This window comes from Paraburkholderia bannensis, assembly GCF_014200455.1.
GTDB lineage: Bacteria > Pseudomonadota > Gammaproteobacteria > Burkholderiales > Burkholderiaceae > Paraburkholderia > Paraburkholderia bannensis_A.
Genome location: NZ_JACHBW010000034.1, coordinates 21,902 through 44,384, shown reverse-complemented (window position 1 = coordinate 44,384; position 22,483 = coordinate 21,902). Strand labels below are relative to the sequence as shown.

At 59.5% G+C, this 22,483-nt stretch carries 27 protein-coding genes and 1 pseudogene; 12 read left to right on the top strand and 16 right to left on the bottom strand.

The window, feature by feature from the left end; all coding sequences use genetic code 11:
• Nucleotides 1-56: 56 nt before the first annotated feature.
• Both F4827_RS33240 and F4827_RS33235 read right to left on the bottom strand, forming a co-directional pair.
• Nucleotides 57-524, bottom strand: a complete 468-nt coding sequence (locus F4827_RS33240) for a putative quinol monooxygenase (protein WP_260175541.1) — start codon at nt 522-524, stop codon at nt 57-59.
• A 104-nt stretch (nt 525-628) separates the two neighbouring features.
• A complete protein-coding gene (locus F4827_RS33235) occupies nt 629-1,594 on the bottom strand; it encodes an aldo/keto reductase (protein ID WP_183732995.1) in 966 nt (321 codons plus the stop codon).
• A gap of 140 nt (nt 1,595-1,734) precedes the next feature.
• Here F4827_RS33235 and F4827_RS33230 point away from each other — a divergent pair, with 140 nt between their 5' ends.
• The 5 genes from F4827_RS33230 (at nt 1,735) to F4827_RS33210 (ending at nt 6,268) form a co-directional block, all read left to right on the top strand.
• Nucleotides 1,735-2,010 carry a metal/formaldehyde-sensitive transcriptional repressor gene (locus tag F4827_RS33230; RefSeq protein WP_115532886.1) on the top strand — a complete coding sequence of 92 codons (276 nt, stop codon included), beginning with the start codon at nt 1,735-1,737 and terminating at the stop codon, nt 2,008-2,010.
• Nucleotides 2,011-2,017: 7 nt separating this feature from the next.
• Complete coding sequence (dmeF, locus tag F4827_RS33225) at nt 2,018-3,319, top strand: CDF family Co(II)/Ni(II) efflux transporter DmeF (protein WP_183732972.1); 1,302 nt, start codon at nt 2,018-2,020, stop codon at nt 3,317-3,319.
• Nucleotides 3,320-3,322: 3 nt separating this feature from the next.
• Nucleotides 3,323-3,523 (top strand): DUF1289 domain-containing protein, encoded by a 201-nt coding sequence (locus F4827_RS33220; protein ID WP_183732958.1) that lies wholly within the window; start codon nt 3,323-3,325, stop codon nt 3,521-3,523.
• A 519-nt stretch (nt 3,524-4,042) separates the two neighbouring features.
• Nucleotides 4,043-4,999 carry a universal stress protein gene (locus tag F4827_RS33215; protein ID WP_183732956.1) on the top strand — a complete coding sequence of 319 codons (957 nt, stop codon included), beginning with the start codon at nt 4,043-4,045 and terminating at the stop codon, nt 4,997-4,999.
• Between the two features lie 27 nt (nt 5,000-5,026).
• A complete protein-coding gene (locus F4827_RS33210; RefSeq protein WP_183732954.1) occupies nt 5,027-6,268 on the top strand; it encodes a DUF4010 domain-containing protein in 1,242 nt (413 codons plus the stop codon).
• A 37-nt stretch (nt 6,269-6,305) separates the two neighbouring features.
• Here the strand turns inward: F4827_RS33210 and F4827_RS33205 are convergent, their stop codons facing one another.
• Entirely contained in the window at nt 6,306-7,292 is a 987-nt protein-coding gene (locus F4827_RS33205) for a zinc-dependent alcohol dehydrogenase family protein (protein ID WP_183732952.1), read from the bottom strand.
• 30 nt (nt 7,293-7,322) lie between these two features.
• Nucleotides 7,323-7,778: a universal stress protein gene (locus F4827_RS33200; RefSeq protein ID WP_183732950.1), complete on the bottom strand. Its 456-nt coding sequence runs from the start codon at nt 7,776-7,778 to the stop codon at nt 7,323-7,325.
• Nucleotides 7,779-8,063: 285 nt separating this feature from the next.
• Here F4827_RS33200 and F4827_RS33195 point away from each other — a divergent pair, with 285 nt between their 5' ends.
• Nucleotides 8,064-8,504, top strand: a complete 441-nt coding sequence (locus F4827_RS33195; RefSeq protein ID WP_183732946.1) for a hypothetical protein — start codon at nt 8,064-8,066, stop codon at nt 8,502-8,504.
• Between the two features lie 102 nt (nt 8,505-8,606).
• The gene (locus F4827_RS33190; protein WP_183732943.1) at nt 8,607-8,987 is read left to right on the top strand and encodes a hypothetical protein; all 381 of its coding nucleotides are present in this window, start codon (nt 8,607-8,609) and stop codon (nt 8,985-8,987) included.
• Between the two features lie 56 nt (nt 8,988-9,043).
• Here the strand turns inward: F4827_RS33190 and F4827_RS33185 are convergent, their stop codons facing one another.
• The gene (locus F4827_RS33185; protein ID WP_183732940.1) at nt 9,044-9,493 is read right to left on the bottom strand and encodes a universal stress protein; all 450 of its coding nucleotides are present in this window, start codon (nt 9,491-9,493) and stop codon (nt 9,044-9,046) included.
• Between the two features lie 56 nt (nt 9,494-9,549).
• On the bottom strand, nt 9,550-10,512 hold the full coding sequence (locus F4827_RS33180; RefSeq protein WP_183732937.1) for a 1-phosphofructokinase family hexose kinase: 963 nt from the start codon (nt 10,510-10,512) through the stop codon (nt 9,550-9,552).
• A 152-nt stretch (nt 10,513-10,664) separates the two neighbouring features.
• Between F4827_RS33180 and F4827_RS33175 the strand changes: the two genes are divergently transcribed.
• Nucleotides 10,665-10,889: a hypothetical protein gene (locus F4827_RS33175; protein ID WP_260175540.1), complete on the top strand. Its 225-nt coding sequence runs from the start codon at nt 10,665-10,667 to the stop codon at nt 10,887-10,889.
• 44 nt (nt 10,890-10,933) lie between these two features.
• On the opposite strand, the gene phbB is transcribed toward F4827_RS33175, so the two are convergent.
• Nucleotides 10,934-11,680, bottom strand: a complete 747-nt coding sequence (phbB, locus tag F4827_RS33170) for an acetoacetyl-CoA reductase (protein ID WP_183732932.1) — start codon at nt 11,678-11,680, stop codon at nt 10,934-10,936.
• 279 nt (nt 11,681-11,959) lie between these two features.
• Here phbB and F4827_RS33165 point away from each other — a divergent pair, with 279 nt between their 5' ends.
• Both F4827_RS33165 and F4827_RS33160 read left to right on the top strand, forming a co-directional pair.
• Nucleotides 11,960-12,988 (top strand): Acg family FMN-binding oxidoreductase, encoded by a 1,029-nt coding sequence (locus F4827_RS33165; protein WP_183732929.1) that lies wholly within the window; start codon nt 11,960-11,962, stop codon nt 12,986-12,988.
• Nucleotides 12,989-13,296: 308 nt separating this feature from the next.
• Nucleotides 13,297-13,593 carry a c-type cytochrome gene (locus F4827_RS33160; protein WP_183732989.1) on the top strand — a complete coding sequence of 99 codons (297 nt, stop codon included), beginning with the start codon at nt 13,297-13,299 and terminating at the stop codon, nt 13,591-13,593.
• A 228-nt stretch (nt 13,594-13,821) separates the two neighbouring features.
• On the opposite strand, the gene F4827_RS33155 is transcribed toward F4827_RS33160, so the two are convergent.
• The 9 genes from F4827_RS33155 to F4827_RS33115 form a co-directional block, all read right to left on the bottom strand.
• Nucleotides 13,822-14,061 (bottom strand): UDP-glucose 4-epimerase, encoded by a 240-nt coding sequence (locus F4827_RS33155; protein ID WP_183732926.1) that lies wholly within the window; start codon nt 14,059-14,061, stop codon nt 13,822-13,824.
• Nucleotides 14,062-14,116: 55 nt separating this feature from the next.
• Nucleotides 14,117-15,154: a zinc-dependent alcohol dehydrogenase family protein gene (locus F4827_RS33150; RefSeq protein WP_183732923.1), complete on the bottom strand. Its 1,038-nt coding sequence runs from the start codon at nt 15,152-15,154 to the stop codon at nt 14,117-14,119.
• Nucleotides 15,155-15,356: 202 nt separating this feature from the next.
• Nucleotides 15,357-16,163: an IS5 family transposase gene (locus F4827_RS33145; RefSeq protein ID WP_183732920.1), complete on the bottom strand. Its 807-nt coding sequence runs from the start codon at nt 16,161-16,163 to the stop codon at nt 15,357-15,359.
• A gap of 42 nt (nt 16,164-16,205) precedes the next feature.
• A complete protein-coding gene (locus F4827_RS33140; protein WP_260175539.1) occupies nt 16,206-17,123 on the bottom strand; it encodes a potassium channel family protein in 918 nt (305 codons plus the stop codon).
• 77 nt (nt 17,124-17,200) lie between these two features.
• Nucleotides 17,201-17,446: a hypothetical protein gene (locus tag F4827_RS33135; protein WP_183732917.1), complete on the bottom strand. Its 246-nt coding sequence runs from the start codon at nt 17,444-17,446 to the stop codon at nt 17,201-17,203.
• A gap of 26 nt (nt 17,447-17,472) precedes the next feature.
• The gene (locus F4827_RS33130) at nt 17,473-17,820 is read right to left on the bottom strand and encodes a hypothetical protein (RefSeq protein ID WP_221303912.1); all 348 of its coding nucleotides are present in this window, start codon (nt 17,818-17,820) and stop codon (nt 17,473-17,475) included.
• 204 nt (nt 17,821-18,024) lie between these two features.
• Nucleotides 18,025-18,819: a CBS domain-containing protein gene (locus tag F4827_RS33125; RefSeq protein WP_311675155.1), complete on the bottom strand. Its 795-nt coding sequence runs from the start codon at nt 18,817-18,819 to the stop codon at nt 18,025-18,027.
• Nucleotides 18,809-20,110 carry an NRAMP family divalent metal transporter gene (locus F4827_RS33120; RefSeq protein WP_183732911.1) on the bottom strand — a complete coding sequence of 434 codons (1,302 nt, stop codon included), beginning with the start codon at nt 20,108-20,110 and terminating at the stop codon, nt 18,809-18,811. The genes F4827_RS33125 and F4827_RS33120 overlap by 11 nt, the downstream gene beginning before the upstream one ends.
• Nucleotides 20,111-20,131: 21 nt before the next feature.
• Nucleotides 20,132-20,782, bottom strand: a complete 651-nt coding sequence (locus tag F4827_RS33115; RefSeq protein ID WP_183732906.1) for a BON domain-containing protein — start codon at nt 20,780-20,782, stop codon at nt 20,132-20,134.
• A gap of 158 nt (nt 20,783-20,940) precedes the next feature.
• On the opposite strand from F4827_RS33115, the pseudogene F4827_RS33110 reads away from it, so the two are divergent.
• A pseudogene (locus F4827_RS33110) lies at nt 20,941-21,607 on the top strand (rhomboid family intramembrane serine protease).
• Nucleotides 21,608-21,645: 38 nt separating this feature from the next.
• Nucleotides 21,646-22,479, top strand: a complete 834-nt coding sequence (locus F4827_RS33105) for a universal stress protein (RefSeq protein ID WP_183732903.1) — start codon at nt 21,646-21,648, stop codon at nt 22,477-22,479.
• The last annotated feature ends 4 nt before the right edge of the window (nt 22,480-22,483 follow it).

Sequence of the window (22,483 nt, the reverse complement as noted above, 5' to 3'; positions counted from 1 at the left end):
GCTGAGGCAAACTACTATCGGCAACTTGAAACGGTTGCCGCTGAACCGGCATTAACTTAAACCAACCAGCCTCCACGATTCCCGGGGCGGTTCAGATCGCCCATTTTTTTGAAGATTAACGGCATCGCACTTGCATCCATGGCGTGCATGTCCACAAGCCGCAGTGATTTCACCATCTCCAACGTTGAAGTCTTATATTTCCGGAAATGCGGCGACCTTAGGTGGGCATTGTATGCATCGCGGTTCGCATAGATTTCCAGAATCCTGATCTGAGTCGGATTCTCCCTTTGAGCGGACGGGAAGATGCAGAGAACTCCCGGTTCCAGACGCACCGAGGCTTCCGCCTCTTCACTCAAGGTGCGCTGATATTCATCGAGACGTTGGCTGAAGACCTCGATCTCGGAAATGCGCACTAACATGGTCGTCGGTTCCTGCGCGTACACATCGGCGTGTGCGGTCAAAAGCGCGAGGGCGCAGATCAGCACCCATATGAGGCCGGACGTGGGGCAGTATCTTTTGAGCATGGTGGATTATCCGATTCTTCCGATTCACACTTTCGAGCAGCAACGCTCTCAGCGAGGTTTTAGACCAGGCACGATTAGGGTTGCTGTCGCTGTCAGTGAACCAATCAGCCGCGCGGCGGCGTAATCGTCGGCGGCTGCTCGGGGAGCGGGGGCACGATCCCATCGACAGGATGCGGAACATACGGCTCCTCGAGTGCAGCGATTTCGACTTCCGTCAATGAGAAGTCGAGCGCGCTTATGGCGGTCGCAAGATGTTCTGGCTTTGTCGCCCCGACGATCGGGGCCGTGATGCCCGGCTTTGACAGCAACCACGCCAGCGCAACGTACGCGCGGGGCACCTGGCGATTCTCGGCGATACGCGCCACGACCTCGACGACTCTTTGATCCTGACTTTCGGCGTTTTGGTACATCTTCAAAGCAAACGCATCGTTCTGCGTCCGCGAGGTGGTTTCGCTCCAGTTGCGCGTCAACCTGCCACGGGCCATGGGACTCCAGGGAATGACGCCAACGCCCTGATCGGCGCAAAGCGGCAGCATTTCCCGCTCTTCTTCGCGGTAAAGAAGGTTGTATTGGGGCTGCATTGAAATGAAACGTGTCCAGCCGTTGCGCTCTGCGATGTGTTGCATCTTCGCGAAGCGCCATGCCTCCATGGACGACGCACCGATGTAGCGGGCCTTTCCCGCTTTCACAATGTCGTGCAGCGCTTCCATGGTTTCTTCGACAGGGGTGCCGTGATCGAAGCGGTGGATCTGGTAAAGGTCCACATAGTCCATCCCCAGTCTGTTCAGGCTGTCGTCGATTGACTGGAAAAGCGCTTTGCGGGACAGGAATCCAGTATTGGGCGAGTTGCGCCAAGGGAAAAAGGCTTTTGTCGCGACGACAATCTCTTCGCGCCGGGCCATGTCGTTAAGCGCTCGTCCAGTAATTTCCTCGGAGCTTCCGCCCGAATAGATATTTGCAGTGTCGAAAAAATTGATGCCCGCTTCCAGTGCCTGCCGGAAAAACGGGCGAGATGCCGCTTCATCGAGCGACCAGGGTTGAGGTAGAACTATGTTGACGTGCGCCGCCAGACATCGCGCCTGAAGCGGCTACTCCCCGAAGAGCGCGGCGATTATAAAAGCTTCGCGCCCTGTCGCGCAGCGGCATTTTGGTATACCCCTCCACCCTATTCTGATAATATACCCCCCTACTCTATGATTGGAGGCGCAGCATGAGCCATACGATTCGCGAAAAACAGAAGCTGCTCAACCGGGTGCGCCGCATCAAGGGACAGGTCGAGGCCATCGAGCGTGCGCTGGAGGACGAGCGCGGCTGCATGGATGTGTTGCAGCTCATCACGAGCAGCCGTGGCGCGATGAACGGGCTGCTCGCGGTGGTTCTCGAAGACCACATCCGGACGCACCTTGTCGACGCGGAGCCGCACGACGACGAGCACGGCAGCGGCACCGAACAATTGATCGAAGTGGTGCACAGCTATTTCAAGTGAGAGAAACATGAGCCAATTCGAGAACGCCGCTTTCGGGGCGGGACACGACCACATCTTTCTGGGCGCAGCCCATGAAGAGAACGAGCGCAGAACCTGGATGGTGATCGCGTTGTGCAGTGCGATGATGGTGGCCGAGATCGTCGGCGGGAGTCTTTTTGGCTCACTCGCGCTCGTCGCCGATGGCCTGCACATGTCGACGCACGCCGGCGCGATGCTGATCGCTGCTTTGGCGTATACCTACGCACGCAGGCACGCGTCCGACCCGCGCTTCGTATTCGGTACCGGCAAGCTCGGAGACCTTGCGGGCTTTACGAGCGCCATCGTGCTCGCGATGATTGCGCTGCTGATCGGGTACGAGGCCGTTTCGCGCTTTCTCTCGCCTGTGCCCATTCACTTCGGTCAGGCGATCCCTATCGCGGTGCTTGGTCTGCTGGTCAATCTGGCGAGCGTCTGGCTGCTGAGCGGCGACCATCACGGGCACAGCCACGGACACAGTCACGGGCACGCTCATGACCACGCGCATGGGCATGGGCATGAAGACGATCACGACCACGAAGAGGATGTGCAACGCATCTTCGGTAGCGCTGGAGTCTTTGCTGTGTCGATCTTCGAAGATGGTGTGCCGCCCGTCTTTCGTATCAAGCCGGAAACGGCTGCTTCGAACGTGAGCGCCGATGCTGTTTCAGTGACGACAATCCGCCCCGATGGCACGCACCAGACCTTCGCGTTTGCCGATCGCGGTGGTTATCTGGAGTCGAAGAACGACATTCCAGAGCCGCACGCGTTCAAGGCAGTTGTCCGCCTGCCCGACGGTGAACACGAGGTCGAGTTCGAGGAGCACGAGCACGGCCACGACGATGCACAGACTGCCGCGAACCGCGACCACAACATCCGCTCAGCCTACATTCACGTGATTGCAGACGCTGCAGTTTCCGTGCTGGCCATCATCGGCCTGTTGCTGGCCCGCGCGTTTGGCTGGGTCTGGATGGACCCGCTTGCAGGCGTAATTGGCGCGCTCGTCATTGCAAACTGGTCGTGGGGCCTCATGCGCGATACGGGTGGCATCCTGCTCGACATGAACACGGACCGCCGCATGGCCGAGAACGTCCGCCACGTCATCGAAGACAACGGCGACACCGTGCTCGACCTGCATGTGTGGCGCGTAGGCCCAGGGCACATGAGCGCGGTCGTTTCGGTCGCCACAGGTGAAGCACAGCGCAACCCGGGTTTCTATCACGCGGCGCTCAAGCGGTTCAAGGGACTGTCGCATGTGACGGTCGAAGTGAATCCCAACCGGGCTGTTACCTGAGCCGTGGCAGTTAAATCGCCCTGCATCGACCTATGCGCGTTCGATGGCAAGACCGGGCTCTGCACTGGCTGCTACCGGACGCGTGAGGAAGCCCGCGGCTGGAAAAAGATGACGGACCACCGGCGTCATCAGATCCTCAACGAAAAATCCAGACGACAGGCGAAGCTGACGCGTGAAGCGCCGCAATCGTCGAAGCAGGACTGAAAAGGCGTGCCCCTAGCGCAGCCGTGGGAATGGCCGGAATCTCCGGCGGACCATCCGTCCAGGCCGCGCTGTACCGAACGACTGCAGTGGGTCGGGTTATGCCCTTTGCTTAAGACGTGCGGTCGAGGTGGTCGCCGCTCTCGGTCGTCGGACGCAGTGCCATGAACGGTCAGCCGCGTCGGCACAACGAGGGGCCGATCTGCGGCAGATTGCGGCCAGTCGACTCGAGGAAGCTCACTTTCGCGCATCCTCTCCCATAACTTGCTGACGCCCCTAACACAGCCGACGAGGCATGTCCCAAAAAGCCTTGAATCCCGTTGACGCGGCGCCAAAACACGCCTGTACCAGCGCCAAGGAAAATTTTGACGTGACGCTTAAGGTCGGCGCGCGCAAACACTCGCTGCATATCAGCCGACCGAGCAATCGGCCCTCAAAAGGCGTTCAGTTGACCTTTGTCAATCGCGCGCGGCAGCTACGTTTCAATGTAGACATACCACTTGTCTACCGATCGAGACTGCGATGACCGCCCTTACGAATGACTCCGCGTCGCTACCAGTGATTTCGAACATTCTGGTTGCGGTCGACGCCTCGCCAGCGTCAATTGTCGCTCTGCAATATCTCCGTTCGCTGTTGCGATCAAATATGACCGTGCATATCGTGAGCGTGGCGGAAGACCCACGCTCGTTCGCGCCCCTTGGATCATGGTCCGGCCAGACTTTGGACGTTGCGAGGAGCGAACTGCGTCGGGATGCTGACGAAGCTGTCAAGGCAGCGCGCGAATCACTGGATCAGTGCGGCGCGCGCGTCGAAGCAGAGGTCATCGATCTCTGCAAAAAAGACGGGAACATCGTCGAGGCACTCGATGAAGTCGCCGAACGTTACGCGGTGGATCTGGTCGTTCTCGGCAGCCACCAGCATCGACGCCTGATACGATGGGTAGTTGGAGAAGTTTGCGCACCATTCACGCAGTTGCTTCGCTGGCCGGTGTTAATCATCCCGGCAGGGTACGAACTCAATGCCGATGAGCAACCCTCACGCATTGTGTTCGCCACCGATGGCAGCAACGAGTCGCTCGCGGCTCTCCCCGTTGCGGCTCGACTGGCGACATCGCAGGCGCACTGGCGGGTCATCTACGTCGTTGACCGCCTCCTCGCCTTTGGCACGGGAAGCCTTGAAACCCGTCTTGAAGATGCGCTCAGAGAGGTCGGAAATACGGCCATCGTAAACGCGCACGCCAAACTTGACGCATATCGCCAGAAAGGATGGCAAATCGAAACTGCCGTGCTCAGGACTGCAAGCTCATTCGATGATGTACCGCACGCACTCAATCGTGAAGCAATGCGATGGAACGCACAACTGCTCGTAGTCGGAACACATGGGCGCCGCGGTTTGACGCACTGGATACTCGGCAGTGTCGCGGAACGCATGACAAGGCTCACTTCCACTCCAATGTTGCTCGTACCGCCAGCGAAGTAGTCGCGTGCGATTCACGGAAGCGACGACATGAACTCGCCCAGCGCCGAATACATGCCTTTTGCGGTTGCGCTCGGCATCGGTCTTCTCGTAGGCGCTGAACGAGAGCGTCGAAAAGGAACCGGGGTAACGCGCGCGGCGGCAGGCATCCGCACGTTCGTTGTCATTGCCGTCGTGGGTGCGATCAGCATGCGCCTGGGCGGCACGCTGCTCACGGTCGCGTCAACCCTGGCGTTGAGCGCACTCAGTACGGCCGCGTACCTACGACCAAGCGACGATCCGGGACTGACCACTGAATCAGCGATGATTGCCACATTGCTGCTGGGTGGCCTCGCCGTTGCCGACGCCACACTGGCGGCGGCGTTGGGCGTGATTCTGACGATCGTGCTCGCCGCCCGCTCACAACTGCACGATTTTGTGACGTCCAGACTGGGACGTGAAGAAGTCTTCGATCTGCTAACGCTCGCGGCGTCTGCCCTCGTTATTCTTCCGATGCTGCCCGATCGCGCCGTCGACATCTTCGGCGCCATCAACCCGCAGACCGTATGGCGATTCGCCGTGCTGGTAATGTTGATCAGCACCATGGGTCACATTTCCCAGGTTGCCCTGGGGCCGCGCATTGGTCTAGCCTTCGCCGGGCTTCTGGGTGGTTTTGTTTCCAGCGTGGCGACAATAGCCGCGATGGGACGCCGCGCCAAAGCGTCTCCCGCCACCCCACTGCCAATGGCGGCTGCAGCCGCTTTGTCCTCCCTAGCAACACTCACCCAGCTATGTGCAGTCGTTGGCGTCGTATTCAAACCCCTACTGCTCCCACTCGGCCCGTCGCTCGCGGCTGGCACCATTGCGTCGCTCGTCTTCGGTCTTGTCGTGACGTGGTTCGCGTCCCGGAGTCCAGCCCATGAGGCAATGGTGGTTGGACGTGCAGTCGATATCAAGGCCGCACTGATCCTCGCCGCGACGCTCATGATACTCACGCTGACCAGCGTGCTGCTCACGCGTTGGCTTGGTAACGCGGGGATCGCCATCACCGCAGCTATCGGCGGCCTGGCAGACGCCCATTCCACGGCAGCCTCCGTTGCGTCTCTGGCGGCTCAATCGCTGATTACGCCAAAAGAGGCGGTACTTCCCGTTCTCGTCACGGTGACGTCGAATGCCTTGACCAAATGTGCCGTGGCGATTTTTCTAGGCACGCGCGCATTCGCGGTGATCGTGATATCCGGGCAATTATTTATCGTCGCGGCTGTCTGGGCGGTCTGGGCCATCGAGCACTAAGCCCAACACACGCATTCGATTGATCAACGCAGCAAGCTCAATCCATCGTCAGTACCGCCGCGCCAGTCAGCCTGCCTTCTCGCAGATCAGCGAGCGCCTGGTTGGCACTCGAGAGAGGATATTCAGTAGTCTGTATCGACAGCTTGTGCTGTCCAGCAATGTCCATAAATTGGATGCCGTCTTCTCGCGTCAGGTTTGCAACGGAAACGATGCGCCGCTCTCCCCAAAGCCACGCATAAGGGAACGACGGGATGTCGCTCATATGAATGCCACCGCAGACTACTGTCCCGCCTTTAGCAAGTGCGTGTAATGCGATGGGCACAAGGGCACCAGCCGGTGCGAACAGCAGTGCAGAATCAAGTTCAACGGGTGCCTGTTCATCACTGCCGCCGACCCATGCCACGCCCAGCCGTCGCGCAAGCTCCTGTGCGTCGTTGTCGCCGGGACGGGTGAAAGCGTAGACCTTACGGCCCTGATGCTGCGCTACCTGGGCCACGACGTGGGCCGCGGCACCAAAACCGTAAATACCAATGCGCTCAGCGTCACCCGCCATCACGAGCGAACGAAAACCGATTAGCCCGGCGCACAGCAATGGCGCAGCTTCGACGTCACGGTATTGGCGTGGCAAGTGAAGGCAATAGCGTTCATCCGCGACAGTACGCGTCGCGTAGCCGCCGTCGATCGTGTAGCCTGTGAATCCTGGCGAGTCGCACAGATTTTCGCGACCATGAACACAGAAGCGGCAACGGCCGCATGTATGCCCGAGCCACGGTACGCCCACGCGATCGCCAATAGCGAATCCAGTAACGCCGGTGCCAAGTGCCGCGACCCTGCCCACTATTTCGTGGCCGGGAATTAAAGGTCGCTTCGGATGTTCAAGTTCAGCATTGATGACATGGAGATCGGTGCGGCATACACCACACGCAGCCACGTCGATCAATAGCTGCCCCTCTCCCGGTGATGGATCGGGCAAGTGGGTTTCACGAAGGACCGGACTTTCACCATCGAAGACCATCGCTCTCATGAATCACTCCTGAGCCCTGTCCTGCCAATGCTAGCAACGCACAATCAAAACCGGACAAGGCGAAATGCGAAGAAGTTCCTCCGCAACACTTCCCAGAACCGCCCGGCTTATCCCACGTTTGCCGTGCGTACCCGCGACCACCAGATCCGCTTCCCGTATGATTGCGCAGCGTTGCAGACACAGGGCAATCGAATCGGATTTTCCAAGTGTTTCGCCAAGCTCGACGGCAACCGGAACGTTCTGCCCAATTGCCAAGCGCCTCGCCTCGTCCAGTGCCTGACGGCCCTCATCGCTTAGCACCCTCCCGAGCGCGTCGGGATCGTAATAGCCTGAATACGGCGCAAGACCCCATTTATGCACGACGTACATCACGTGTAAATGCGCATGCGCGAGCGCTGCGAGCGCGATGGCTTCCCGCGCGGCGCGACGTGCCGATCCGCTGCCGTCGACAGCCAGCAAGATTTTTCGATAGGCGGTCGTTGTCATGGTATCGCCTCCGCTGCCCGGCGCGTCGTGCGCGCACGACCATCACAGTACCCCGGCAGCCGTGGCACCAACTGATCTCTGTCAACTGGCCGCCCATCGGAGCCAGGTTTCCGGGCTTCCTTTATCGCTCCAGGACTGGTTGATCTGGGTCAACCGCGCTCACCCGTGAGTAGCGAGACTGATAAATGCACACCACGGCTGGTTCGCCCGAGCGAAGCAGCGTGGACGCGCAAGCTGTCGACCGCGAAACAAGGTTGACCGGCCCCCATCTGATCAGGATGAAAGATGTCAGCCCGTGTTGATTTGAGCGCAGTGCAGAACGCCTATGGACTCTGCTACGTCCGCACGCCCTGGGCGTGGTTCACGCGCATCGCGCTCGACCGGCAATGGGGTGAGCGCTGGGAGCACGCGCCGTACATGCGCGAGTCGGGCCTGCCCTATGCAGACGAACCGGATCAGATTCTCAAGCTCGGCTTCGATGGGCCGCTGCTGGGCCCGGAAGAAGGCGCACACGCCCACAGCTACAGCGTGCAGGAAATTAACGCGAGGAAGACAGCGTGGCTTCGCTCCGAGAACTATTTCGGCGGTGTTCCCATTCACATCATGTCAGGCGTGACGATACAGCGATTTACCGAACTGGTCGAGCTTGCGGGGGGAATGGTCTACGCGCCGCTCGGCTGGGGGCAGTTGCCAACGTTGCGCCTCAAGTCGGATACCACCAGTTAAACGTTCATACCGTGACCGATAGCCCGAGGTCACAAACTACGCGCCCGAACGGACGCGAGCACATCCGTCGGGCGAAATGAGATTCAGGTGGAGTAACCAATCATGAACGATGCCTTTGAGCGCCGGGCGCTGCTGCAGCAGCTTGGCAGCGTCCTGGAGATGCTGACAACCGTGAAGGAACACGAATATGAAGTGCAGCTTGTCGGCGAACTGATCCGCAAATATCCGTCGCTCGCGCAGATGGCTTTGCTCGACCACGTCGCACAGACCATGCCGCTACGCGAACTTGAACAGCGTGCACTTCACGCATTTTATCGCTGGCCAGCGCTGTTACTCGAAGAGAGACTCGACCGCAGCGCTCTGGCTTCGCCGGTCAGGGAATGGCTCTTCGACCACTATGAGTTCGGTTGGGAGTCGTATGCCGCGGCGCTCTCTGCCGACGTTCCCTGGTTCTCGGAAGCTGTAGCCGACACGACTACGTGAAAAGGGCACTGGGATTGATTCTACGGTGCCCTGATCTCACGCTATAGTTGGGCTGCTCACACGCGGACGAGCAACACCGGGCATTGAGCGATGCGCACAAACTGCTCGGCGACACTGCCGAGCAGCGCGCGTTTAACGCCACGCCTGCCGTGCGTGCCCAGCACGACGAGTTGCGCACCATAGCTCGAAGCTTCACGTTCCAGACATTGCGCCACGCCGTCGCTCATGTCCTGCACTTCGAGCAAACGCGTCTCACAGCGCACGCCTGCCGTCTTCGCTTCGCTGCCGGCAGCCTCAAGCATCGCCAGGGCGTCTTCGCGATATGCGTCGATCACCTCCGCAGGCATATAAGTCAAATCCATGCCTACGCTCATCGGTGAAACAACATCGAGCACATACGCGATTCGAAGTTGAGCGCCGCACAGGAGTGCAATTTTCAGTGCCTCGGTCAACGCCTGCTTCGACGTTTCACTGCCGTCATAGGCCAGTTCAATCTTCTCGTACATCGTGGTCTCCTCGCGAAACTCTGTTCCGCACAACAAGCTCTGACGCGGTCGTTCACTTAGACGACTCTGCGCGTGTCGGCGCACAGCCGCGCCACTTCGCTGGGATCGCACAGTGCCGTGCCACTCGACAACAAGGTTGCAGAGGCAGCTGCCTGAGCGAGGCACGCTGCGTCGCGCAATGGGTCACCACGCCGCAAAGCGACAAGTAGTCCAGCAAGAAAGCTGTCGCCCGCGCCGGTCGCACCGGCTACCGGCACCGATAGCGCCTGAAGACGGATTGTTTCTTCCGACGAAACGAGCAGCGCACCACGCGCGCCCAGCGTCAGAGCGACAATCTGCGCCCGGCCGTCGTGAACGATCTGCCGTGCGGCCTTCGTCCAGTCAGATTCCTCTGACAAAGGAGTTCCCATCAGGCTTGCCAATTCGGAAAGACTCGGTTTCACGAGGTAGACACCCGCGTCGAGTGCAAGGGAGAGCGCCGTACCCGAGGTGTCCAGCACTACGCGCATTCCACGCAGGCGCGCGCTGCGTGCCAGTTCTGCGTAGGCTTGTGGTGGCAATCCCGGAGGCAGACTGCCGCTCATTACCCAATAGTCTGGCATGCCAGACTCACCCGGGGCGGCTTTAATCGAGTCGAGCACCATTTGCGCTGCCTGCCATTCCTCTTCGCTTACATACGGGCCCGGCAAAACAAAGCGGAACTCGCGTCCGGTCGCGCGTTCCATTACCGAAAAGTTCTCGCGCGTCTCGCCTGCAATGCGCAAACGCCGGTTCGGTATACGTTCGTTAGATAGCATCTGTTCAAGCCTGATGCCTGCCGCTCCGCCGGCAAGGTAGAGGGCGCGACAACGCGCCTGCTGACCATCGAGGCGTCGGATAACGCGCGCCACGTTGATGCCTCCGCCACCGGGATAGCAACGCGTGGGCTCGCAGCGCAGCTTGTGCGTATCGACAATCCGGTCCACTGCTGTCCAGACGTCAACGGCAGGGTTCAATGTGAGCGTCACGATCTCGGCCACTTTACCTCCCTTGTGTCGGCAATTCCCTACAAACAATGCATTGGACTTACGCCAGTTTCAGCTGTGGCTCATTGGAACGCACACGGGCGCGTCCCATACTGGTTACATCGAAGCAAGCCCGACTTTCTCCGTTCTTTTGAAGGAGCGTTGACATGCCCTCCGTCCAGATGAACCCGCTGACTACTGCAAGCCGCCCCAACATTCCGGCTGATGACGCTGAATCCCTGCTCACGCTCGCCCGCAGCGCTGGCATGCTCGTCACGCTCGACGGCCAGATCGGGCGCGAAAAGTACCAGAGCGTCTCGGGGTCCCTGGTGGCATTTCAGCGCTTCGCCACCGCGCTTCGTGAAGCGCTGTCGGTGCCTCGCCCGCACTGACCACAGAGATCGCCGGGCATGCCGTCCGTACGCGACACAGTTGACTACTGCATATGCATGCCGCCGTTGACAGGAAAATTCGCTCCTGTCACAAATGCTCCGTCATCGGAACAGAGGTAGGCAATCAGCGAAGCGACCTCTTCTGGTCGCCCCAGGCGTCCCACTGGAATCTGAGGCAGGATTCGCGTATTCATGATGTCCTGCGGCACTGCTTCCACCATCGCCGTCGCAAGATAGCCGGGCGATACCGTATTGACGGTCACGCCGCGCTTAGCGACTTCCAGTGCGAGCGACATCGTAAATCCATGAATACCTGCTTTCGCCGCTGCGTAGTTCGTCTGCCCGAACGCGCCTCGTGATCCATTCACGGAACCTATATTGACGATTCGCCCGAAGCCCTGCTCCACCATGCCGGGCAGGAATGGCTTCGTGAGATTGAACAGGCTGTCGAGGTCCGTGCGCAGCACCGTATCCCAGTCGGGCTTGGTCAGCTTCAGGAAACTCGCATCGCGGGTAATTCCAGCATTGTTGATGAGGACATCGACGCCATCGAATTTTGCCAGCACCTTGCGCGCACACTCGATGCACGAATCGTAGTTCGATACGTCGAGTTCCAGAGCATGAAACGTCCGCCCGGCTTGCTGTTCGTGATTCAGCCATGTCGCGACATGGTCGTTGTGCTCCGAATGCGATACGACGACGGTCAGGCCCGCGTCATACAACCTCCGGCTGATGGCGGCGCCCAGCCCACCCATGCCGCCGCTGATGAATGCAACCCGGTCTTTGCGCATCGCGCTCTCCTTCGTACGGTGGCCCGGCCACAAATTGGCTCGGGATAACATCGCCCTACTATACGAATGGCTCCCTGCGCGCAATTGATATGCGTCAACTGATGTCGGGCGCGTCGGGCTGCGTGTGCTTATCTGATCGGATTGATTCAGGTCAACTGCAATCGGCCGATCGACCCTACACTGGCTCGCATTCTGAGGACGTTTCCAGATTGATGATTCTGGACCGCCTGTTTCCCGCGATCGACACCTGGCGCGCGCCGCGCCATCGTAGAGGTGCCAATGACCATGCTCGATACTACGCAGGCGTGCGCATCTGACGCGCCACGCAGCGAACCCAACGACGACAGTCTGCGTTACGCCTTGGGTCAGGCAACACTTGCTCCGTCGAGCCATAACAGCCAGCCTTGGCGCTTCGTTACCGACCGCGACCGGATCCTTCTGTGCGCCGACAGACTGCGGGCGCTGCCTGTCGTGGATCCGTTCGATCGCGAGCTGACCATCAGCTGTGGAGCTGCGCTCTTTAATTTACGCGTGGCGCTCGCAAGCCTCGACATTGGCTATGCAATCACCCTGTTCCCTTCAACTCTCGATCCTGATCTGCTTGCAGATGTGCGTTTGATGAATGATCGAACCGTGGCGGCCGAACTGGCACCGCTTGCCAGTGCCATTGCACTTCGGGTCACCACGCGTCGCCCATTTTCTGCGCAGCCGGTTTCGAAGGAAGTTGAAAACGCATTGATCGATGCAGCCGTCGCCGAAGGCGTCGACGTGGCATGCACGAGCGATGCGGGCACGCGCGAGGCAATAGCTGATCTCGTTGCTGAAGGCGATAGACGACAGTTCGGTAACCCAGGCTTCCGACGCGAACTGGCTAACTGGATCCATCCGCGCCGAAAAGGCGACGGCATGCCAGCCTATGCCGCCGGACTGGGCGCCCTGCTTGATTTCGCCACGCCACTCGCCGCTTCGGCAATGCGAACGTTCGATATCGGCGATGGCGTCGCTGCGACTCATCGGAACCTGGCTGCGGGATCGCCTCTATTGTTGTGCATTGCGACGGGCATAGACGACGCTCACGCCTGGCTCGCAGTGGGTGAGGCACTGGAACGCGTGCTGCTTGTCCTCACGTCTCATGGACTTTGCGCCTCTTATCTGAACCAGCCGATTGAATCGGTTGAACTGCGTTCGCAGTTAAATGCACTGCTCGACCTGCCCAATACCGCCTTTCCGCAGATCCTGCTGCGCATTGGACACGGTACGCCCGACGGCCCCTCGCCACGCCGCCCACTGAGCGACGTCGTGTCGTGACCGGTGCAGAGATAGTGCTGGCACGGTGAACCTCGGCCCTGAGGTACGCGTGGTTTTACGGCGCCTGGTCCGGCGCCGTCTGTTTTTGTAAGCCGCCGGGACGCGCGCCGTGCCCATTTGACACATGTCAATGGCACAGCGCCAATGCCTGACACCATGAACAGATGACTCTCTCCTCCAGTTCCCTTATTCATCCCAGGAGACGCTCGATGTCGCCCACTCCGCTTACGATTGCAACTGTTCCAGCAACGCTGTCACCTACGTCGCGCGCCGCCTTGTTCCTCATTCACGCTGTAGCATTATGCGCAATGGCGTTGCATGGCAATATCGCACATGCCCAGGTTCCCGAACCGACCGAACTTGTCGACCAGCAGCACTGCATGTTCTGTCACACGTCTGACGCACCGTTTCTCGCGCCGTCCTTCCACCAGATTGCACAACGCTACCGCGACAAACCCGACGCACGCTTCATGCTCGAAGACAAACTGCGGCACGGCGGCAAGGCACATTGGGGCGATATGGCCATGCCTTTACCTGAAGATCGCGGTGGCCCGCTTTCCGCCGAGGACGCGCGTACACTTGTCCAGTGGGTATTGAGCCAGTAATTTGCGCGTCTTACCGGCGATCCTGAACTCCTGCGCACGCGTAGGTCGCCTACCTTGGAAGATGAAAACTGCTGCCATTCACCATTGACGTACTTGAAACGTCAATGGTGAATGGCAGCAGGTGCCTGGAACAGCAATTGGTTCAAGGGCTAAAAAACAGGCCGGCGGCCGGTTACAGCAATCTCCGCCCGCATATTGACAGCGCGGAGTACCGGCTCGCAACGCTGACTACATTTCGAACGCGTGGCGCAGTTTCAGATCGACCCACACCATGCCTTCGCGCAACCCTTCCAGTAAGGCATCGCGCTCGGTTTCGAAAGTGAGATGGTGCGTGAACGTATGCGTGGCCTGTCGTGGCGCATCTCCATGCGAAACAACGATCTCGCACGAGTAACCTCCTTCGGATGCGGGCGACGTATGGGCGTCAACGCGCCAACCGGTAGTGTCGATATGTCCATTGAGTGCCACGGTGTCGATCTCCTTGTTGAGCACGCCAAGTTGAGCACGCCAACTCGCTCGCGCATCACATCTCGATGATCACTTTCAGCGCGTGCGTATCGGCAGCGTGCGAGAAAGTCTCGTAGGCCTTCGTCATTTCTTCGAACGCAAAGCGATGAGTAATCAGTCGACCAGGATCAATGCGGCCCGCGCATACCGTCTTGAGCAACATCGGTGTACTCACCGTGTCGACCAGCCGCGTTGTGATCGTGACGTTACGATCCCAGAGCTTGTCGAGGAAAATCGAGGCCGGTACGCCATGCACGCCAACGTTCGCAATGACCCCGCCCGGAGCCACGAGTTGCTGGCAAAGCTCGAATGCCGCCGGCGCGCCAACGGCCTCGACGGCACAGTCCACCCCTGCGCCGTCAGTGAGTGTCATCACGGCATCGGCGACATCGCCCGTGCGCGGATCGAAGCACGCTGTGGCGCCAAACCGCTTCGCGCACGCGAGGCGATTGGCATCCATGTCGATCATGATGATCTGTGACGGCGAATAGAACTGCGCGGTCAGCAACGCGGCGAGACCAATGGGGCCCGCGCCGACGATGGCAACCGTGCTACCTGGCGCAACCTTGCCATTGAGCACGCCGCACTCGAAGCCCGTCGGCAGGATGTCGGATAGCATGACGAGCGCTGACTCGTCGAGACCCGCCGGGATCCGGTACAGGCTCGTCTGCGCGTGTGGTGTGCGGACATATTCGGCCTGCGTACCGTCGATGCGATTGCCCAGAATCCAGCCACCTGTTTTGCAGTGCGAGTACATGCCCCGGCGGCAGTATTCGCACTGACCACAGCTCGATATGCACGACACCAGTACGTGGTCGCCTCGCTTGAGCGTCGATACGCCGCTGCCAATTTCGTGCACCACGCCAACACCTTCATGGCCGAGAATGCGGCCCGGCTCGCAACTGGGCACATCACCCTTGAGGATATGGAGATCGGTTCCGCAGATCGTCGTCTTCGACATCCTGACGATCGCATCGCCCGGTCCCTGCAAGGTGGGCATCGGGCAGCTCTGAAGCGCAAACTTGCCGGGACCGTTGTAGACCAGGGCTTTCATGTTTCCTCCACGAAATTCTGCCCCCTGTCGCCGCGAAGACGACCGCCTGCGCGTGCATGAAAATCAGGGCAATGATTCAATGATGGCCCGAGGCGAGGCGGCTCGTTTGATGTCGATCAAGCAGCTGCCTGATCAAAAAATCCAGGAAACCAAATAAAGTCCGCGCTCAGAGAGTGTCTACGCCAGCCTCACTTAGAGCGTGTTAGGCACTTTTATTAAGGGCTGCGAAGTGGACAAGCATGAGCACGGCGAATACGACGAAATGCAGACCAGCTAGGGTTTCGGGCAATCGCTCATAGTCTCGTGCCAACCGGCGGAAGCGGTTCAGCCAACCGAAGCTACGATCGACCACCCATCGGCGTGGCAACAGAACAAAGCCTTTTTTCACTTCCGGCAGTTTGATTACCTCAAGCTCAATTCCTTCGTCCAGCGCTGCCTGAGCGGGTTCCTCACCGGTATAGCCCTGATCGGCAAACGCGACCTTAACCGTCTGGCCTGTAACCTCCTGGACCTGACGCGCGAGTTCGCCAACCTGGGCTCGCTCCTGCTCGTTGGCCGGTGTAATGTGTACAGCCAGCAACTGTCCCAACGTATCGACCGCCATGTGAACCTTGCTGCCTCGCTTACGCTTATAGCCGTCGTAACCGGCGCGAGGTCCGCTCTCGCAGCTCGATTGCAGCGTACGCCCATCGAGTATGACGGCACTGGGCTGACCCTTGCGGCCCTGCGCGACGCGGATAACCGAACGCAGATCATTGACCATGGCCTCGAAACAACCCGCCTGAATCCAGCGTTGCGTCTGCTGATAAACTAGTTCCCAAGGCGGAAAGTCATTTGGCAACATGCGCCAGGGCGCGCCCGCGCGCACGATCCAGCGCAACGCGTTGAACATCTCGCGCAGTTCGTATCGGCGCTGTGGAGCATCTTTGTGCATCAACGTCAGATACGGAGCCGCAAAGCTCCATTCTTCGTTGGACACATCCGTCGGGTAAGGTTTGCGTTTTGCCATCCGCCCAGGATACCAGGTCTAGCCGTAAGTGCCTAACACGCTCTAATTGACGCGTGCCCCTTTTTGCCGTGAGCGCGCGTTTGGCACCTGATGCGCGAAAGCACGGGACGAAGCTCTTCCATGCCGCAGCGTGATGGCCGCAGGCGCGCTGCTGAACTCCCCACGCAGTGCCTGGATTTCTTCACGGAGCGATTTGATATCCCGGTGCATCTCGTGTCTCAGCCGCCGCTCTTCCTTGCCAATGAGCCACGCAGCCAGCCCGCCAAATGCCAGCGAAAACATGCCGTAGCCAAGCAACACAACGAATACGGCAAAAATGCGCGACGCGGGCGTCGTAGGAGCGATATCGCCGTACCCGACAGTAGCGCTACTCTCGAATGCCAGCCACAATCCCTCGGCATAGCTGTGCACGCCTGGCTCCAACGCGTAAAAGCCCGCGCCGCCAAGCAAAAGAACACCTGCTCCCGCTACAGGCAGCCACGCGAGGCGGGTTGGTTCAACGTACGCGCGCAGCATAGTGGCAATACGCAGCGCGATCGCTCCCATGAACGCGAGCCTGAGTATCCATTCGAAGGACGACCAGGGTGTCTCGCCACCGAACACACTAAGAACGGCGCCAGCAGTGATGACGACATCGAAACCATAGTTTCCATAAAACTGCTTGGGCGTGAACTCCAGGCACAATGGTCTAACAATAGCGGCTGAGCAAGCTGCGGCCATCGCTGCGTAAAGCAATCGGGAAATCAGCAGCGTAGCGTGCGACGTCGCGAGTAGTTCGAGATAGAACGCAGGAATGGCAATCAGACAGCCCGTGAGCAAGGCCCAGTGCGCGAACGACGGTGCATCCGTCAAGCTTTTTCTGTTCGACGAATGACCAGGATTTGTATTTGTATCGTGTTCACCGCTGCCCATTTGCGTGCCCATTGTTGAGCGCCCCAGCGCCGCTCCGAAATCGCTCATTCGCGGTCAACATTTTTGGTTCGGCTTGAGCCATGTCTGGAGGCTCGAACTGCTGAAAAGCTTTGCTCCTCCCCCGGTCAGTACACCGCGCAACGCTGCTGTACGTCGTAGCAGTCTGCCGCGATCGACCAGTCGTTCACCTGCTGCGACGTTTCAAACTCCAGAATGGCATCGGCGATTGCCCCGTCGACGTTCGCTGCTTTTTTAGGGATGCGCATCAGTTCGCACCGGTGCGGGAATCCACGGTGATCCAGAATTTGCTTGTAGAACACTATTTCGATGTTCTCAACGCTTTGCGCCACCGATGTTGTGGAACGGTGCATGTGTGTCGGCTTCGTAGTATGGCTAGTCATGTTGTCTGTGGTGACGGCTTGTCTGAAGTCGGAATCAGCGCGAGATTCTCAACGCGGGTCATCATGTCGGCCGCCTGGCGCTCCAGCATGCGGTCGCGCGGCCATTCAGACGTGAGTTGCCTGATTTTCGCTTTCCAGTAGGCAGGGTCATTGACCGGCCCCCCCAACGAAAGGTAAGCCCTTGTTTGCTCCAGCAAAGCGATTGCCGCCTCGATATGCAACAGGTCACGTTCCAGCTCACGATAAGAGCGCATCCAGCATTTCCTCACGGCGTGGTTGATAGTCAGATTGTCCGGCCATGAATGCTGCCTGCGCGCAACGCCCGCCAATTTGATCTGGATCAATGGTGACCGCGAGGAATACAAACCTCGATTCAGCTCTGCGCGTTGTCCCCGCGCGTTTTGTCAGAGGGCATTTCATCCGCATCTGACGTCGAGACCGTGCAGGGTGTGCAAACCTACGTCGACCTTTATCAGGGTGCCGCGTATTCCAAATGCAGAACCAGTGAGCACGGTCGTGTTGCTAGCGGTTAGCCGACGCATCGGCCGTCACATCGGCGTGAAATAGGTTGGGTAGCCGAGATGATCTTCTACGCCTTTGACGCCGATCACCCGCTCCGCGCTGACGCAAATCGCCCGGCGCTCTTCTTCCGAGGTGACCGTACCCCAAAGATGGACGATGCCATCCTTCACCACCACGTCTTCCGCAGCCATCGCCCAGCGATGGCCGCCGAGCACCTGCACGACGTGCTGGCGCAGCGCTTCGTCGGAAGCCAGTGCGCCAGACGGACCTTGAGCAGCACGCGCAAGTGCCTGCACAAGATTGGAACGGCTCACGATGCCGAGCACCTTGCCGTCCACGACCACGGGCACGCGCTTGATCCGATGCCGCTGCAAAAGGTCAGCCACGTCCGCGAGCGGCGTCTGCGGCAGGACGCTCACGACATTCGCCGTCATCACGTCGCTGACTTTCAGCGCATGCTCCTTGAGATATTCCGTCGCGAGCCGACGCGTCGAATAGAGAAACTCGGCAAACCAGGAACGCTGTGGTTTGCCCGTGCCGGTTTCGACGCGATGCAGCAGATCGCCCTCGCTCACCATGCCGGCAATCTTTCCGTCATCGCCTAGCACCGGAAGGCCGCTGATGTGATGTTTCGCCATTAACTCGGCAACGTCGAAAACGCTCGCCGAAACAGGCACCGAGATGACTTCCGTTGTCATGATGTCAGAGGCTTGCATGAGCGTGCTCCCAAGGTCGAATGGATTTGTAACAGCCAATCTAGCCCTCAAGGCGCATTTGCAATTGATCTCGGTCAACCGATTCAGGCAAAGTTCAATGCGCAACCAGCATCGCAATTGCGGCAACGCCCATTACCCCCGTGGCCAGCCAGCCTAGCATCCGGATTCGCCATCGCGCTGTGAATTTACCCATCACTGAGGCTTTTGATACCAGCAGGATAACGACCGCCATGAGCGGTACAGCGACTACACCATTGATGACCGCACTGATCAACAGGGCTCGCATGGGACTAATCGGAGAATATTGCAACACCAGACCGATCAACACGCTTACCGCGATGATTGCGTAAAAGCCACTGGCATCGGCCACCTTTCTCTCCAGACCTTCGTTCCAGCCCATCGCCTCCGACAATGCGTAGGCGCCTGAGCCTGCCAGCACGGGCACGCCAATCATCCCGACGCCGAAGATGCCGGCCGCAAAGAGTGCATAAGCAAAATCACCAGCAAGAGGACGAAGCGCGCTAGCAGCCTGCGCCGCCGTATCAATATTCGTTACGCCAGCAACGTGTAAAGTCACGGCAGTCGCGAGCATGATGAACCAGGCGGCAAGGTCGGAATAGAACATTCCGCTCCATGTGTCCCAGCTAATTCTCCGCAACTCGGGAGGCGCCGCGCGGACGTCAGACACCAGCGGAGCGCTCCCATCACTGCGCTCCATATCCTCGACCTCCTCTGCGGCCTGCCAGAAGAACAGGTAGGGGCTGATCGTCGTGCCGAATACGCCCACGATGACTGCGGCCGAGGAAGCATCAAGCGTGAAGGTCGGCCAGAACGTACGCAGCGCGACCTGGCGCCACGGGACGTGTACGGTGAACAGCACTGCCGCGTAGGCGACGAGCGAAAGCGTCAGCCACTTCAGAAAGTGCACGTATCGGTGATAAGGGATGAAGACCTGCAATACCAGCGTGGCAAATACGAAGCAGGCCGTCATCCAATGCCTGTTGACGCCGGTCACCAGTTCCGCGACCTCGCCCATTGCTGCGACGTCGGCAGAAATATTCAACGTGTTAGCGATCAGCAGCAACACCACCACTGAGTAGAGCACGAATGGCGGAAATGCCGCCTTGATGTTGGCTGCTAGCCCTTTGCCTGTCACGCGGCCGAGATCGGCGCACATCAACTGGATTGTGGCCATCAACGGGAAGGCAAGCGGCATGGTCCACAACATTCCCAGACCATACTGCGCGCCCGCCTGGGAGTAGGTTGCGATACCGCTGGGATCGTCGTCGGCTACGCCGGTAATCAGTCCGGGTCCGACTTTCGAGAGCGGATGCGCCTTCAACCTGACAAGACACCCCTTCAGGATGCCGGTTCGTGCCGTGTTCTCGACATCCATCAGGGTTTCCTCCGCTACGGTTCACTCCACGTTCAGATCGTCGACCACCGCCCCAACTCCGGGCGCGGCCCAAGCTGCGCCGCGCGCCACTGCGCGCTCCGCATACGAATGTACCGTTCCCGATAAAGTCACTGTCCCCTCGCGAACCGATACCCGGATGTGCCCTGCTTCGCGCTCGGCGTGACGGTGCATGGCGTCCAGAATGTCCCTGCTGATCTCTTCTGGTTCGGCGAGGTGCTTCACTTCGATCTCGTTGGCAACCCTGATGACGCCGCGCAACTGTGCAATCGCCCGCACTGCGGCACGGCTTTGCCAGGCATAGTCGACAGTGCCTCTGAGCACGACATGGCCATGCTTGACCAGAACCCGCACCGAGCCTTCGCTCACGCCAGTGGTCCACCGCAGCATGCTGTGCGCGAAGTTGGCGATTTCGCCATCGCCGCGAACCTCTTCCTGCGGCAGGTGCACGGTCAGCTCAGCGATCAGCGCTCTAACCCCGCCTACACGCTGCGCCGCCTGTTCGGCGGCGACTTTCTCGCCGAAGCTTGCCAGATGCCCTTTGAGCGTCACGACACCCTCCTTGACTTCGACGTCGATACTGGATGCTGCTACGCCGGGCTCCCATTCCAGTTCTTCCTCGACGTCATGCCTGATCTGCAGGTCAGATTTCATTGCTGCCTCCACCTGGGTTCACAGAAATCACTCGCCTAAGGCAAGCGTCGCACGGGGCTGCGGGTCTCGACTGATCTGGATCACTCAGCATGGCCACTGGGCGGCTATTGTCGCTTCATCATCTCCCAGCGTTCACGAGACCAGACGGATCGACAATCATGACTGCCATGCTGATCGTGCTCTCCGTGGCCATTTATCTGCTCGAACTCACTCAGGTTGGCGACCGCCTGCTTGATACCTTCGCGCTTTGGCCGCCCGAGGCACTCGCGCCCGATTCCGCTGGATTTCATTTCTGGCAACTTGTCACTTATGCCTTTTTTGCACGGCAGCTTTGGACACCTCGCCTTCAATATGCTGGGACTCTTCATGTTCGGGCGCGAAGTAGAACGGGTAGTTGGCGCGCGCCGCATGGGCACGCTCTACCTCGCAAGCATCGTCGCCGGAGCGCTGACGCAACTGGCCACTATGCTGTGGCTGATTTCCGCAACGACACCGGCTTGGCCAACGATTGGCGCCTCAGCCGGAGTTTTCGGCGCGCTCATGGCATACGCACTGCTGTTCCCCGAGCGGCGCGTCATGCTGCTTTTTCCTCCTGTGCCGATGCCCGCACGGCTTTTCGCATGGGGTTATGCCGTTGTCGAACTGGTGCTCGGAATCAATCGTCTGGAGCCAGCAGTGGCTCATTTTGCGCACCTGGGAGGCATGGCGGCCGCGGCGGTGCTGATCATTGCATGGATGCAGGCCGGTACCCTGGCTGACGGAGCGCGCGTAGCGTTGATTCAGGTCAATCGCCGTAACGCATTACTGCATAGACTAAATCGCTGAATAAACAGTTCGCCTTTGTCTTGCTGGGAGTGTCGATCATGGAGTACCGCAGCATCCTTGTTCATCTTGATAGCAGCGAGCGAGCGCGAGCCTGCGTCGATGTTGCGATACAGGTCGCGCAGCGGCATGGCGCACATGTCAGCGCCCTCTACGCGCCAGCGGTCATCGAACATCGGCTCGACTATGTGTTCACGTTCGGAACCGAATACTGGGACCGGCAAATGAGCGAAGAGGACGATCGCCGACGTGCGCTGGAACACTACTTTTTGCAGCGGCTAGTAGACGCAAAGCTCAAAGGCGATTGGCACACGGCACTGCAAAACGCGGAGCGGGAAATGATGGCGCGTGCACGGTACGCCGACCTGATTGTGCTGCGTCAAAGCGATCCAGAGGACCCCAATGCCTCGCTGGGCAACCGCTTCCAGACGCACCTCACCCTGGCGGCCGGCCGACCGGTTCTATGGGTGCCGTACACCGGCCGGTTCCCGAGCGTCGGCAACCGGATTGTCGTTGCATGGGACGCAGGTCAGTCGGCCACGCGCGCGCTCTACGACGCCTTGGCCTTCATGCGACAGGCGCAACAGACCTCACTCGTTACGTTCACCCTCGCAAACAAGGAACGCAGCCGTATTCCTGGCGCCGACATCGGCCTCGTGCTGGCCCGCCACGGCATTCAGGTGGAGGTCTCCGCATTACGTCCGCCGCCGACGGTTTCCGTCGAAAAGGCCTTGTTGTCGACTGTGCAAAAAGACGGCTGTGACCTGCTCGTGATGGGCGCCTACGGCCATGCCCGATGGCGAGAAATTTTGCTCGGCGGCGTGACGCATGCGGTGATGGGGCTGATGCCCATTCCAGTCCTGATGTCGCATTGAATGC

Bases quoted from the DNA above. Each gene is read 5' to 3' on its own strand.
- F4827_RS33105 (WP_183732903.1), top strand. From the start codon at position 21,646: ATGGAGTACCGCAGCATCCTTGTTCATCTTGATAGCAGCGAGCGAGCG.
- F4827_RS33195 (WP_183732946.1), top strand. From the start codon at position 8,064: ATGTCAGCCCGTGTTGATTTGAGCGCAGTGCAGAACGCCTATGGACTC.
- F4827_RS33140 (WP_260175539.1), bottom strand. From the start codon at position 17,123: ATGAGCGATTTCGGAGCGGCGCTGGGGCGCTCAACAATGGGCACGCAA.
- F4827_RS33115 (WP_183732906.1), bottom strand. From the start codon at position 20,782: ATGAAATCTGACCTGCAGATCAGGCATGACGTCGAGGAAGAACTGGAA.
- F4827_RS33145 (WP_183732920.1), bottom strand. From the start codon at position 16,163: ATGGCAAAACGCAAACCTTACCCGACGGATGTGTCCAACGAAGAATGG.
- F4827_RS33150 (WP_183732923.1), bottom strand. From the start codon at position 15,154: ATGAAAGCCCTGGTCTACAACGGTCCCGGCAAGTTTGCGCTTCAGAGC.
- F4827_RS33190 (WP_183732943.1), top strand. From the start codon at position 8,607: ATGAACGATGCCTTTGAGCGCCGGGCGCTGCTGCAGCAGCTTGGCAGC.
- F4827_RS33120 (WP_183732911.1), bottom strand. From the start codon at position 20,110: ATGGATGTCGAGAACACGGCACGAACCGGCATCCTGAAGGGGTGTCTT.
- F4827_RS33200 (WP_183732950.1), bottom strand. From the start codon at position 7,778: ATGACAACGACCGCCTATCGAAAAATCTTGCTGGCTGTCGACGGCAGC.
- F4827_RS33165 (WP_183732929.1), top strand. From the start codon at position 11,960: ATGACCATGCTCGATACTACGCAGGCGTGCGCATCTGACGCGCCACGC.
- dmeF (WP_183732972.1), top strand. From the start codon at position 2,018: ATGAGCCAATTCGAGAACGCCGCTTTCGGGGCGGGACACGACCACATC.
- F4827_RS33160 (WP_183732989.1), top strand. From the start codon at position 13,297: ATGGCGTTGCATGGCAATATCGCACATGCCCAGGTTCCCGAACCGACC.
- F4827_RS33175 (WP_260175540.1), top strand. From the start codon at position 10,665: ATGCCCTCCGTCCAGATGAACCCGCTGACTACTGCAAGCCGCCCCAAC.
- F4827_RS33205 (WP_183732952.1), bottom strand. From the start codon at position 7,292: ATGAGAGCGATGGTCTTCGATGGTGAAAGTCCGGTCCTTCGTGAAACC.
- F4827_RS33240 (WP_260175541.1), bottom strand. From the start codon at position 524: ATGCTCAAAAGATACTGCCCCACGTCCGGCCTCATATGGGTGCTGATC.
- F4827_RS33215 (WP_183732956.1), top strand. From the start codon at position 4,043: ATGACCGCCCTTACGAATGACTCCGCGTCGCTACCAGTGATTTCGAAC.
- F4827_RS33210 (WP_183732954.1), top strand. From the start codon at position 5,027: ATGAACTCGCCCAGCGCCGAATACATGCCTTTTGCGGTTGCGCTCGGC.
- F4827_RS33230 (WP_115532886.1), top strand. From the start codon at position 1,735: ATGAGCCATACGATTCGCGAAAAACAGAAGCTGCTCAACCGGGTGCGC.
- F4827_RS33135 (WP_183732917.1), bottom strand. From the start codon at position 17,446: ATGCACCGTTCCACAACATCGGTGGCGCAAAGCGTTGAGAACATCGAA.
- F4827_RS33185 (WP_183732940.1), bottom strand. From the start codon at position 9,493: ATGTACGAGAAGATTGAACTGGCCTATGACGGCAGTGAAACGTCGAAG.
- phbB (WP_183732932.1), bottom strand. From the start codon at position 11,680: ATGCGCAAAGACCGGGTTGCATTCATCAGCGGCGGCATGGGTGGGCTG.